This window comes from Aeromonas sp. MR7 (assembly GCF_963899385.1).
Classification (GTDB): Bacteria; Pseudomonadota; Gammaproteobacteria; order Enterobacterales; family Aeromonadaceae; genus Aeromonas; species Aeromonas bestiarum.
In genome coordinates, this window is the sequence record NZ_CAWQXH010000014.1 from 18938 (window position 1) to 30891 (window position 11954).

General features: G+C 56.7%; 12 protein-coding genes. 4 read left to right on the forward strand and 8 right to left on the reverse strand.

The window, feature by feature from the left end:
• Positions 1 to 2: 2 nt before the first annotated feature.
• The gene (locus tag AACW87_RS11440) at positions 3 to 2099 is read right to left on the reverse strand and encodes an AAA family ATPase (RefSeq protein ID WP_241326779.1); all 2097 of its coding nucleotides are present in this window, start codon (positions 2097 to 2099) and stop codon (positions 3 to 5) included.
• A 503-nt stretch (positions 2100 to 2602) separates the two neighbouring features.
• On the opposite strand from AACW87_RS11440, the gene AACW87_RS11445 reads away from it, so the two are divergent.
• On the forward strand, positions 2603 to 2911 hold the full coding sequence (locus tag AACW87_RS11445) for a hypothetical protein (RefSeq protein ID WP_241326780.1): 309 nt from the start codon (positions 2603 to 2605) through the stop codon (positions 2909 to 2911).
• A 485-nt stretch (positions 2912 to 3396) separates the two neighbouring features.
• Here the strand turns inward: AACW87_RS11445 and AACW87_RS11450 are convergent, their stop codons facing one another.
• The 7 genes from AACW87_RS11450 to AACW87_RS11480 all read right to left on the reverse strand — a co-directional run bounded on the left by AACW87_RS11450 (position 3397) and on the right by AACW87_RS11480 (position 8937).
• On the reverse strand, positions 3397 to 4143 hold the full coding sequence (locus AACW87_RS11450; RefSeq protein WP_042866075.1) for a substrate-binding periplasmic protein: 747 nt from the start codon (positions 4141 to 4143) through the stop codon (positions 3397 to 3399).
• Positions 4144 to 4256: 113 nt separating this feature from the next.
• Positions 4257 to 5003 (reverse strand): substrate-binding periplasmic protein, encoded by a 747-nt coding sequence (locus AACW87_RS11455; protein WP_042866059.1) that lies wholly within the window; start codon positions 5001 to 5003, stop codon positions 4257 to 4259.
• A 73-nt stretch (positions 5004 to 5076) separates the two neighbouring features.
• Positions 5077 to 5580: a GDYXXLXY domain-containing protein gene (locus tag AACW87_RS11460; protein WP_241326781.1), complete on the reverse strand. Its 504-nt coding sequence runs from the start codon at positions 5578 to 5580 to the stop codon at positions 5077 to 5079.
• Positions 5577 to 6584, reverse strand: coding sequence for a DUF4401 domain-containing protein (locus AACW87_RS11465; protein WP_241326782.1), 1008 nt, complete (start codon positions 6582 to 6584; stop codon positions 5577 to 5579). Before AACW87_RS11465 ends, AACW87_RS11460 begins: the two co-directional genes overlap by 4 nt.
• Positions 6585 to 6620: 36 nt before the next feature.
• Positions 6621 to 7559, reverse strand: coding sequence for a DUF2157 domain-containing protein (locus AACW87_RS11470; RefSeq protein WP_241326783.1), 939 nt, complete (start codon positions 7557 to 7559; stop codon positions 6621 to 6623).
• A gap of 246 nt (positions 7560 to 7805) precedes the next feature.
• The gene (locus tag AACW87_RS11475; RefSeq protein ID WP_042866068.1) at positions 7806 to 8363 is read right to left on the reverse strand and encodes a TMEM165/GDT1 family protein; all 558 of its coding nucleotides are present in this window, start codon (positions 8361 to 8363) and stop codon (positions 7806 to 7808) included.
• 244 nt (positions 8364 to 8607) lie between these two features.
• The gene (locus AACW87_RS11480; protein ID WP_042866069.1) at positions 8608 to 8937 is read right to left on the reverse strand and encodes a translation initiation factor; all 330 of its coding nucleotides are present in this window, start codon (positions 8935 to 8937) and stop codon (positions 8608 to 8610) included.
• Between the two features lie 119 nt (positions 8938 to 9056).
• Here AACW87_RS11480 and AACW87_RS11485 point away from each other — a divergent pair, with 119 nt between their 5' ends.
• Genes AACW87_RS11485 through AACW87_RS11495 form a run of 3 tightly spaced genes read left to right on the forward strand, consistent with a single transcriptional unit; the run spans position 9057 to position 11790 of the window.
• A complete protein-coding gene (locus AACW87_RS11485; protein ID WP_042866070.1) occupies positions 9057 to 9284 on the forward strand; it encodes a FeoA family protein in 228 nt (75 codons plus the stop codon).
• Entirely contained in the window at positions 9281 to 11551 is a 2271-nt protein-coding gene (gene feoB / locus AACW87_RS11490; protein WP_241326784.1) for a Fe(2+) transporter permease subunit FeoB, read from the forward strand. The genes AACW87_RS11485 and feoB overlap by 4 nt, the downstream gene beginning before the upstream one ends.
• Positions 11548 to 11790 (forward strand): FeoC-like transcriptional regulator, encoded by a 243-nt coding sequence (locus AACW87_RS11495; RefSeq protein WP_043140913.1) that lies wholly within the window; start codon positions 11548 to 11550, stop codon positions 11788 to 11790. Before feoB ends, AACW87_RS11495 begins: the two co-directional genes overlap by 4 nt.
• Positions 11791 to 11954 lie beyond the last annotated feature (164 nt).

Genomic DNA, 11954 nt, shown 5'->3' on the forward strand with positions numbered 1-11954 from the left:
CTTCATGCAGTTAGTTGAGATGATAACCATGATAAACCACTGGTCACGTAATTAGGTAGGATAGGTAGTAATTTAAAATCTTTTTGGTTTGTCATTTTAAACAGTAAAGTGTTTGCAAACTCACTTTTATTTTTTGCAAGTCGATATTGCCATTCATATGATTTGTTTTTGAGTTCTTCTTTGTCTACAGAAAACTGCTTTGACACTTGAGGAAATATCTTTGATAGGGTTTCTTGTACTATAGAATTTTGATAGTTGGTTAAGATGAGAGCCTCTTCAAAGCTAGTGGGATAAAATCCATTAATAGCCTCGTTTTGATATGCGAGATAAAACATATCTTCTTTAATCGGAGTTAGCATATTATTTAAAAAGAATTCTTCAATTATGTCTTCCTTGGGCAGATATTTTATCAACACAGCATTTGTTGTCTTTCTTTTGTCTAGGCTTACTACTTGATTCTTATCTCCATCATCTCTTTGTATGTCTATATCTGTGATCGTTAGACAGGGGATTTCTAAAAAAGAAATCAATGGTTTATATATATGAGCGAAAGCACCGTTGATATTAAAAATAGAAATGCATTTTTTAGAAAGGAGAGGATCATTATCAATGTAGTGATGAAGCAAAGTTTCCTCTGTTATACCCTCTGTCATTATTATTGCATCGGCGTAAAATAAATCAGCACATTTTGATTTTAAATGTTTTTTTAGAAAATGAAACTCGTCTTCATTCAGGCCAATATTTTCAGGCGCCTCTATGGTGGTGGTGTTGTTTAATGTTATGACACTATCTCTTAAAGGCTTTATAGTGCAACTATTACTGGATGTATTTTTTATGTAGTTGATATTATTAAATGAACCGCTGTGCTGTATCTTACTGTTCAGTATATGTGGTGAGTGTGTAGTTATTATTAATTGTAAATTAATTGATTTCTCTTGGCTCTCTAAAATAGCACTAATAGCATCATCAATGTTTTTTATGAATAGTTCTTGCATTTGGGGGTGCATAAAACATTCAGGTTCTTCAATAAAAATAAGGTTAACTTTTCCATTGTGTTGATCTTCTTCGTATTTCTCTATGAAGTCTATCACTTCGCCAATGATTTTGATCAGGTTTGAATATCCTAAGCCAAATTGACTTTCTGGAATAAAATGGTTTCTATCTTTATATTCATAAGTGATTATGTTTTTTAGGATAGAGTCTAAAGTCAGCTCAGGTTGTAAATTAACAGCTAAGTTTCCATTGTCTATAATTCCATGTAAGACCTTGTTAACAAATGTACTATGTGGAGTGCTTATATTTTCTTTAACAAGGTTGTTTATATCTATTATGCTTCTGTCAATATTATTATCTTGGTTAGGTTCATCAGAACTTGAGTTGAGTTCACTTTGTTTTTTGATTTTATATTTAATGATTTTATTGAAAATGTTGGATAGGTCTGTTTTCTCATCCCTGAAATTTGAATTTATCAGTTTTAGTTCCAATGCATTTCGTATTGAGAATTCACTGTTAGATAATATCACTCCTGATGAGTTACGGATTTCTTTCTTGAAATCTGTATTTGATAATAGAGTCAGGGTTTCTCTAAATAAAGTGTCTTCATCTTTGTATTTAGATATAAGTAGTCTTATCTGATTACTAAAAAACTGTTCATCTTTAATTTTATAGTTAATTGATATCTCAAAGTCTAGCTTTCCTGACTCTATAGACTTTATATCTAATATGTTTTTGAAATTATATAGGCACTCTGATTCTGACTCTTCACTTAAACTTATTAAAAGGGTAAATTTCATATAGGGGTTTAAGGGCGGAGATAAATCTTGGTTTTCCTTATAAGACAAAAGAACATCACTGATGTGAGAGTAATTAAAGTCATTCCCTGACAATCTTGATTCACTTAATATTTTATTGAGGCATGAAGATATTGTTGTCTTTCCTGAATTGTTTTTACCTATTATTAAAGTTGTTGAATGCGCAATGCTCGGGCTCTCTTCGCTATTTTCATCGTTGGTAATAGGGTTGTTTTTTACAAAATAGATACTGCTGCCAGTTTTATCAAATTTTCTAAAGTTTATTATTTTTAGCTCTTTCAGATACATATTACCTCCTATCCGAATATAATAAGATATATTTCGGTTGAATTATGTGGTTAATTGGGTTTGTGAGGTCTTTTATAAAGGTGTTTGTATCACGAATAAATCCTCACTCACTGGTCTTCAATATAAGTTGATCCCCTGATAAATGGGGGGGAAGACCTTTGGTGTTATTTGCCAAAGAGAGCGGGCCTTTCCAAAGTCACTCGCCAAGCCGCGCAGCGGCGGCGAAACCCCGTCGAGGGCAGCGCCCTCGTGTCCTGCATGGCGAAGCCATGCCAATAAGTTGCCTGTGCAATGCGCTTCGCTTATTGGCACCCTACCTGTCTCCCGCAAGGGGAGAGGGGATTGTTGCCGTGGTGCAATGCGCTGCGCTTATTGCACCCTACGTGCATATTGCCCCCAACGTCTCGCCCGAATGGGAGGGGGCGACTCCTCCCGCTGCTTGGTGCCCCGTCCCCCTGGATGCTAGGATGCCGAACTTTCCTCTTATCCAACCTCAATCAGTTATGACAAACCGGCTCGTCGACAGTAAAAACAGGATCGTCCAGGCAGGGCGCTGGCTCGCGACCCGCGGGGCCGCGCTCTTTGCCGAACTCTCGGAGTTTCAGCAGCGCATCTGGGTGGTCAGCATAGTGAACGACACCTACACGGATACCTTTATCGTTAATGAAGGCAGCTTCGAGGAGCCCATGCAGTGGATGCGGCGCAAGCAGTACAACGCCGACATGCTGCAGCGGGTCGATGCCATGCAGCGCGCTCAGGTGATCCAGTTCGAGCTGGGCGACATCCGTCATCGCCTGATGCGGGTCAAATAACCTGATAGCCCCGATTCATATCGGGCGTTGGGCCAAACGGGGCGGCTTGCAGGTACACACTCCCTCTCTATCCGCGACAGTTGCTACCGCCCCTGGCTGTCGCTACCACAATGCGCTGTTGACCATCAGAGGGAACAAGGGGGCCAACAGGCACCGTGGTTATCTTACGGAGCCGTCTCGGCCCGATCCATGGAATTCCATTGAATTAGTGATGCAAGTGTCAGAATTGAATGGTTTTTTGCGCCCGCGCAAGGTTTCGGTGGCGATTTGGAAGGGGACGAGTGGCAGCGGCGGGCCGCATGACCTTGGCTGGTGCGCCCCGCCATGCAGATCTGGACGCAAGCCATCAGGGGCAAGGCCGGTGGGCGTTAGGCGGGGCTTGCCTGAATGCTGTCGAGTTGCGGGGCTGGGTAAAGGGCTTGCGTTATGCCATGGCGACACCAGACATCACGCGGGGCCCCATGGGCCCCGCGTGATGGGTTCGCCTAGCGGGCGGGGAAGTACTTGCCCTGGATCTGCTGAAATTCGCTGCTGGCCAGCACCTGGGTCAGGCCGTTCTGGAACTCCTTGACCAGCTCGTCGCTGACCGGGTGGCTGAAGGCGAAGCAGAATTGCTCCGAGCTCAGCATCCAGGCCACCTTGAACTGGGCGGGATCCAGCTGCTGGGTGGCGATGAGATCCATCAGGGTGGTCTTGTTGGTGGATATGAGGTCGACCCGGCCCGAGGTGAGCATCTTGAGTGCCTGGGGCAGGCGGTTGGCGGTCATGATCTTCTGCTCGTCAAAGCCGTTGTTGAGCAGCAGCTGCTCCCCCACGTCGGCGCGCACCGCCCCTATGTTGTACTGCTGGGCATCTTCCAGCTTGGTGAGGGGGAGCGGGTTCTTGGCCAGCCCCATCAGCACTATCTCGGCATAGCCGATGGGACAGGCCCACTTGAACAGCGGATCCCGCGCCTCGGTGCGGGCGGTGGAGAAGAGCACCACATTGGGTTTCTGGGTCAGCAGGTAGTAGCCCCGTGCCCAGGGCATGATGGTGATGGTCTGGGGCGGGGTGTTGGTTTTCTGCCACACCTGATGCAGCAGCTCGACGGCGAGGCCGGTGGGGGTGCCGGCTTCGTTGGAGAAGTTGTAGGGTTTGTACTCTTCGGTAAGGTAGTGCAGCTTGCCAAGTTCAGGGCTGGCCTGGGTGATGGCGGTAAACATGAGCGCGGCTATTCCAATCCATTTTTTCATCTTGGCCATCCTGATGGGGTGTTCCTTCATCCTCAAGTGTTACCAAATCATGGTAATTCGCCAATCAGATCGGCGCTTAAATCAAGGGGATGCGAGTCCAGGCCGCTTTAGGCTCAGGGGGCGGGCAGGTATTTGAGTCGCAGGCGCTGAAACTCCGGCGAGGCCAGCGCCTGGGTCAGGGCGTGCTGGAACTGTTTGAGCACGTCGTCATCCACCTGACGGCTGAAGGCGTAGCAGAGCTCTTCGGCATCCAGCACCAGGGCCACATTGAAGTCGTCGGCCTTGAGCTGCAGCGCCTTGATGGCGTCATAGCCCGCCAGCTTGCTGGTGGCCAGCAGATCGGCGCGGCCCGACACCAGCATGCGCAGGGCCTGGCTCAACCGGTTGGCGGGTATGATGCGGGTTTCATCCATGCCCCGGTTGAGCAGCAACTGCTCGGAGGCATCGGCCCGTACTGCGCTGATCCGGTAGGCGTTCATCTGCTCGGGGGCGTTCAGGCTGATATGGCGCTGCTTGTGGGCCAGCAATATGTATTCGGAGTAGCCGATGGGGCAGGCCCATTTGAATAGGGGATCGCGGGTGTCGGTGCGGGCGGTGGAGAAGAGCACCACATTGGGTTTCTGGGTCAGCAGGTAGTAGCCTCGCGCCCAGGGCAGGATGCGGATGGGCTGGGCAGGCGTGCCGCTGCGCTGCCAGACCATCCGCAACAACTCGACCGCCAGCCCGCTGGGCTGACCGGCCTCATCGCTGAAGTTGTAGGGGGGGTACTCCTCGGTCAGGTACTCCAGCCTGGCGAGATCTGCCTGCGCCGAACCCAGGCACGACATCAGCAGCAGATAACAGCACAACCTTATCCTCATGAGCCCATCCTTGGCGTGAAACCGGCGTTTCTCTTGTGCAAGTGTGGGTAAAAAAGCCTGAGATTGCCAGTACTTACCAACGATCCCTGCTGGTTCCCATCAGCTTGAACTGCTCATCACGCAGCCCGACCAGCAGCGCCTTGCCATCTGCTTGCAGCCGAAACTCGCCGTAGCGCGCCGCATCATACTGCTCCCCCGTGCCCTCTTCGAAGAAGAAGGCATCGGGCCCGATCAGCCACTGGTTGTCGCTTCGGCGCACCTGCAACAGCCGCTCATCCTGCGCCAGTTGCGCGGGCTTGCCATCAGCCACCCAACTGGCCACCTGCTGCCCGTCAAGGCGGATCACCAGGGTATCGCTGCCATTGGTGCGCTCGCTGTCGGGACGGGCGCCGAGCTGGCGGGCAATGTCGTAGTTCAGCCGCATGTAATCCCCCTGCATCAGGGAGCGGGGGTCGACCGGCGCCAGCCTGAGCAGCACCACCTCGCCGCTGCTGATGGCGTGCTCGTAACGCCAGACGGTGAAGTTGATGCCCGCCAGTATGGCGAGGCCGGTCAGCAGGAGTCCAAGCCGTCTCATGATGGTGTCCTCCCATTGAGCATTTTCAGTAGCTGGCGGGTGCCGAGCAGCAGGGCGCCCGAGCCCAGCAGCAGCCAGGATTTGGTCATCAGGGTCAGCCCCAGATCGTAGTAATAGAGGGAGCCAAAGCCGAGCAGCAGCAGGCCCGCCAGCGTCATCAGCCCCAGGCTTCCGGCGTAAAAGCCGAGCACCAGCACCAGGGCGCCAGCCCCCATGCCGGGGATGAGGGCGCTGATCAGCACCAGCGGCAGCCCATACAGCAGTGGCAGCTTGAGCCGGACCATGACCCCGAGCAGCAGGGCGGCGCAGAGCAGGGGATTGAGCCAGAGCGGCAGGCGGGAGTAGCCCAGCTCGTCGAGCATGTTGGCGCCCCCGTCCCACAGCGGATGGTGCAGGCGCCCCAGCACCAGCAGGGAGAGCGCCAGTCCCAGGGTGAGGGATTCGTAGAGTTGATGGTGAACGGGCTGACGCTCCGCCTGCAGCCAGCAGAGGGTGACGGCCGCCATCACCAGCGGCAGAGCCAGCAGTTGCAGGCCGAGACAAGCCAGTCCAAGGGCGAGCAGTATGGCGGCGGCGAAGCTGTGGAACAGCCGGATCAGCCAGTGCTCGAACAGGGCGGCGATGGCAAGCGAGAGCAGGGCCAGCCCCAGCCAGAGCGGCGCCGAGTGCGGGTCAATCTGATCGATGAGGCCATAGAGCAGCCAGGCATCGGCGGCCAGCGCCAGTGCCAGCACGAACTGGTCCCACAGATCGCTGCGCTGGGCGAAGCGGTTGAGGCCATAGGCGATGGCCATCAGCACGCTGCCCATCACCAGGGCGCTGTTGGCATCCCGGGTGAGCTGCGAGAACGACATGAACAGGAAGAACAGCAGGAAGAGGGCGGCGATCCAGCCCACCATGCCGAGCAGGAAGCGGCTCGACCAGTGGGGCTGGGTATCATTGGGGACGTCCCCTTCCACCAGATCGGCCTGTTGCAGCCGCTGCCAGGGGGTCAGATCAGCCATGTTGCCTCCTCTTGGCGGGCTTGCCAGATGCCTTGCTTATACATGGGACCTCCGTTGCTGTTGCAGCCAGCGGCTGGCCGCGACCGACAGGCCAATGGCAATCAGGCTCAGCAGCAGGAAGCCGTCCACGTCGGGCTCCATCCACTTGCCAAGGGCCGCCAGGATCACGGCAATCAGGCTCAGGCAGCCCATGGCGAGCCCGGCGATGAATCTGTGGTGCCAGCGCAGATAGGCGGCGCCAAGCCATGCGATCCAGGCGGGCCAGACCCAGGGGGAGGCGACATCAAACAGCGCCAGCAACGCCAGCAGGGTGACGCCAAGGCCAGCGGCCAGACCCGGCAGCCAGCTTGGCATCAAGTGCCAGCGGGCCGGTGCCAGCAACAGCAGACCCCAGAGGGCGGCATTGAGCAGGGTCAGACACCAGCCCAGCCCCTCTTCATCAAAGGCAAAGAAGAAGTTGAACAGCCCGAGTCGCCAGTAGAGCACCAGCGCCAGCTGGCCGAGCAGCCAGCTCAGGGTCCACAGCAAGGGGCTCATGCCGAGCGCCGCCAGCGGCAGCAGCATCAGGGCCCAGGTGGCGAACAGCTGCCAGGGGTCGGCGCCGGTCTGGTAGGTCTGGCCCACCAGGGCCAGCAGGGCACCGATATTGAGCGCGGCGGCCAGCAGCAGCGCCTGGCGGGGCGTGTCGGCCAGGGGCTTGCGCCACAGCAGCACCAGCATGGCGAGCAGGGGCAGCTCCAGCAGGGCGAGGCGTTCGATCCGACCCAGCTCCTGCCAGTTGAAGGCGACGAAGAACACCAGACCGGCGCCCAGGCAGAGGCTGCCGAGCCAGAGCAGCAGGCGATCGAACAACCATTGCCAGCGGGCGGGGCCGGGGGGCAGCTCGCACAGGGCGAGGGCGGCGGGCAGTTGTGCCTGGGCGAGGCGTCCGCGTCTGACCCAGTCGAGCAGCGTCTGTCTTGAGGTGAAGTGCATGGGATGCTCCATGAGGTTTGCCGCATTATGCCACTGTCATGGCACTGCGGGACACTCCCCGTGTGCGGACGTGCGACAGCCGGCAGGGGAAAGCGCAGGCATCGGCCGCACACGGGCAACAAAAAGCCCCGCCGGTTTGAATAGAGGCGGGGCGGGGCTGGCTTGGGGTGACACGACAGGGATACCGGCTCGGGGCGGGGTAGGCAAGTGCTCACGCTTGCCTCGCCGCCTTCCGGCCGGCCGGTGTCAGGCGAAGATCAGGGTGCTGACCCCGAGGCCGACAAACAGGATGGCGCAGGCGATGCGGATCCCCTTGAGCGGCAACTTGTCGGCGCCCAGCTTGCCGAGCAGCACCACGGGCACGTTGGCCAGCATCATGCCGAGGGTGGTGCCTGTGATGACTTGCACCAGCGAGTCATATTTGGCTGCCAGCAGCACGGTGGCGATCTGGGTCTTGTCGCCTATCTCGGCGATGAAGAACAGCACGAAGGTGGCCATGAAGGGGCCGTACTTGTCGAGCGGGCTCTCCTCGTCGTCCATCTTGTCCGGCACCAGGATCCAGGCCGCCATGGCAATGAAGGAGCCGGCGACCAGATAGGTCATCACCTTGGGATCCAGCCAACGGCTGATGAACTCGCCAAGCCAGGCGGCGCCGGCATGGTTGAGCAGGGTCGCCGCCAGCATGCCGGCTATGATGGGCCAGGGCTTGCGAAAACGACAGATGAGCAGCAACGCCAGCAGCTGGGTCTTGTCGCCGATCTCGGCGATAGCCACGCTCAGGGTTGAGGTTAACAAGGCTTCCATAAAAATGACCGGGGGACGGAATTGTTATACCTGAGACAAGCCTGCGCCATCCGTCCCCGGTATTGGCACTGGCCCGTCAAAGGTCTTGTCAAATCCACGGATTAGATGGATCACCCTGACCATGGTGAGTTGGCACCAAGCATGTTGATCAGGGTCGCAAACCGGTTTGGGGTCCGGCTGCGAGACTACTCCCCCTCGATGGGAGCGGGCATTCTAGGGAAAAATCATCCACCAGACAAGTGGGTTAGCCACCCACCAGCTTGACGCTGAAACCGGCCTTCTCCAGTTCAGCCTTGATCAGGTCCCGTTTATCCCCCTGGATCTCGATGATCCCCTCTTTCAGGCCGCCGCCGGTACCGCACTTTTTCTTGAGCAGGGTGGCGATGGCCTTCTGTTGTTCGGCCGGGACGCCGTGGATGCTGATGACGCCGGCGCCCTTGCGCCCCTTGGTCTCGCGCCGGATGCGCACAGTACCATCCTGCGGAAAGGGAGAGGCGGATTGAGACTGGGTCTGTTCCTTGATGATGCCGCCATCCGTGCTGTAAACCAGGCGGCTGTTGTTGTCGTGACTCATGGCAGTTATTTGTGAGTTAGCTAAGCGGAGTTTGATTTTACTCAAATCAGCGCGGGAAACACGGATTATAATGCCCCGAGTGAAAGCGAATTATTATTGTTTAACTTCAGGAGTCAGTCATGGTACTCGCGCAGTTGTCACCGGGACAGAGTGCTCGCATCAAGAACATGAATCAATTGACCCGTCCCCTGCGGCGCAAGCTGATGGTGATGGGCTTGCTGCCTCAGACCGAAGTCATCTTCCTGCGCGCGGCACCGCTGGGTGATCCGCTCCAGATCCAGTGTCAGGGGATCTGTCTCTCCATGCAAAAAAGCCTTGCCCTGCAAATCGAGGTCGAACCGGTATGAATTATTCCCTGGTAACCGTCGGCAACCCCAATAGCGGCAAGACCTCACTGTTCAACGCCCTGACCGGTGCCCGCCAGCAGGTGGGCAATTGGAGCGGCGTCACGGTCGACAAGAAAATGGGTGAGTTCTCCGCCCAGGGGCACGACTACAAGCTGATGGACCTGCCCGGCATCTATAGCTTGGCCAATCAGGAAGGGAGCCTGGACGAGCAGATCGCCAGCCGCTTCGTTCAGGGCCAGCAGCCTGATCTGCTGCTCAACGTCATCGATGCCGCCAACCTGGAACGCTCCCTTTACCTCACGCTGCAACTGCGCGAGCTGGGATTGCCCATGGTGGTGGTGCTCAACAAAATGGACATATTGCAAAAGCGGCGGCTGGTCATAGATGAAGCCCTGCTGGCGAAGGCGCTCGGCTGCCCGGTGGTGGCCCTGTCTGCCCACAACCGTCAGCAGGTCGCCGCCTTCAAGCTCCAGATCCAGCAGTTCATCGGCCAGCCCCAGCCCGCGCTGCTGCTCGATTACGGCACTGACCTTGAAAAAGATCTGGCGGAGCTGGAGACCCTGCTCGCCCCGCACCACCTCACCGCCCGTGGCCGCGCCCTGCGCCTGCTGGAAGAGGATGCCGTGATGCAGGAGACCCTGCTACCCGGCCAGCAGGCCGCCGCTGCCAACGTGGTGGCTCGCGCCCATCATGCCCAGGACATAGATCTGCAGCTGGCGGATATCCGCTATGGCCACATTCACCAGTGGGCCAGCCAGGCGTGTCAGCAGAAGGGCAAGCTCACCATAGCCCAGAGCGAATGGCTGGATCGGGTGCTGCTCAACCGCTGGGTCGGCATCCCCTTCTTCCTGCTGGTGATGTACCTGATGTTCATGTTCGCCATCAAGGTGGGCAGCGCCTTCATCGACTTCTTCGACATCATGGGCGGCGCCCTGTTCGTGGATGGCGTGCACCACCTGCTGGGGCTGATCAATGCCCCGGACTGGCTGGGGGCCATACTGGCGGATGGCTTCGGGGTCGGCTTGCAGACCGTTGCCACCTTTATCCCGGTGATCGGCTGCCTCTACCTGTTCCTGGCCGTGCTGGAGAGCTCAGGCTATCTGGCCCGTGCCGCCTTCGTGGTGGATGCCCTGATGCGTCGCCTCGGTCTGCCGGGCAAGGCATTCGTGCCCATGCTGATGGGCTTTGGCTGTACCGTGCCGTCGGTGATGGCGACCCGCACCCTCAACTCGGAGCGGGAGCGGCTGATGACCTCGGCCATGGCCCCCTTCATGTCGTGCGGTGCCCGCCTGCCGGTCTACGCCCTGTTTGCGGTGGCCTTCTTCCCCGAATCGGGTCAGAACCTGGTGTTCGGTCTCTACCTCATCGGCATTCTGGTGGCCGTGCTCACCGGCTTGCTGCTGCGCAGCACACTGCTGCCGGGCAAGAGCGAATCCATGCTGATGGAGATGCCCGATTACGAGTGGCCGCGCCCCATCAACGTGGGGATCAAGACCTGGCAGAAGCTCAAATCCTTCGTGTTCGGCGCCGGTAAAACCATAGTGCTGGTGGTCGCCGTGCTGAGCGTGCTCAACTCGCTGGGCACGGATGGCAGCTTCGGCCACCAGGATCAGGAGAGCTCGGTGCTGAGCAAGATCAGCCAGGCCGTAACCCCAGTGCTGCATCCCATAGGTGTGCGCGATGACAACTGGCAGGCCACGGTCGGTATCGTCACCGGTATCTTCGCGAAAGAGGCGGTAGTGGGTACTCTCAACAGCCTCTACGCCGGCAGCAACGGGGATGAGGAGGAGAAGGAATTCTCCCTGCTTGCCAGCTTCAACGAGGCCATCGCCGCCGTTGCCACCAACCTGGCCGATATAGACCCGTCCGATCCCATGGGGATCCAGGTCGGCAATCTGGATGACCAGCAGGCCGCCGCCGAGGCGCAGGAGGTAGATGTCTCCACCTACGGCAACATGCAGACCCACTTCGACGGTGCCGCCGGTGCCTTTGCCTACCTGCTGTTCGTGCTGCTCTACATGCCGTGCGCCGCCGCCATGGGTGCCCTGGTACGGGAAACCGGTCGCCAGTGGGCGCTGCTGACCGCCGCCTGGTGCAACTACACGGCCTTCCTGTGCGCCACCGTCTTCTATCAGGCGGCCACCTTTGCCGCCCACCCCGAGCAGAGCCTGCTCTGGATCGGCAGCTATGGCCTCTCCCTGCTGCTGCTCTGGTGGCTGGGCCGTCGTCACGGCGACATAGTCGCCCGCAAGGTGGTGGCCCTGTGATCCTGCGGGAGCTCGGCGCCTATCTCGCCGCACAACAGAAGGTGAGCCGGCGGGATCTGGCGCGCCACTTCCGCACCTCGGAAGATGCGGTGGAGGCCATGCTCGGTGTCTGGATGCGCAAGGGCCGGGTCGCCAAGCGGGAGACCCAGGTGTGCGGCGGCAGCTGCTGCGGCAAGAGCCAGGAGGTGATGTTCGAGTGGTGCGAGCCGGGCCAGATAGGTTTGGTGCAAAAGGGCTGAACCAGCGGGTTCGTCCGCTTCATTCGTCGATAAAAAAAGACCCGCCACTGGCGGGGCTTTTTTTTTGCTGTCTCTTTTACACAACTCCCCGCCCCCCAGACCTCTCTTCATCTCGTATTCCGGCTTTCTCTTTGAAAAAAAAAAAACTCATCACTCATAGGTAC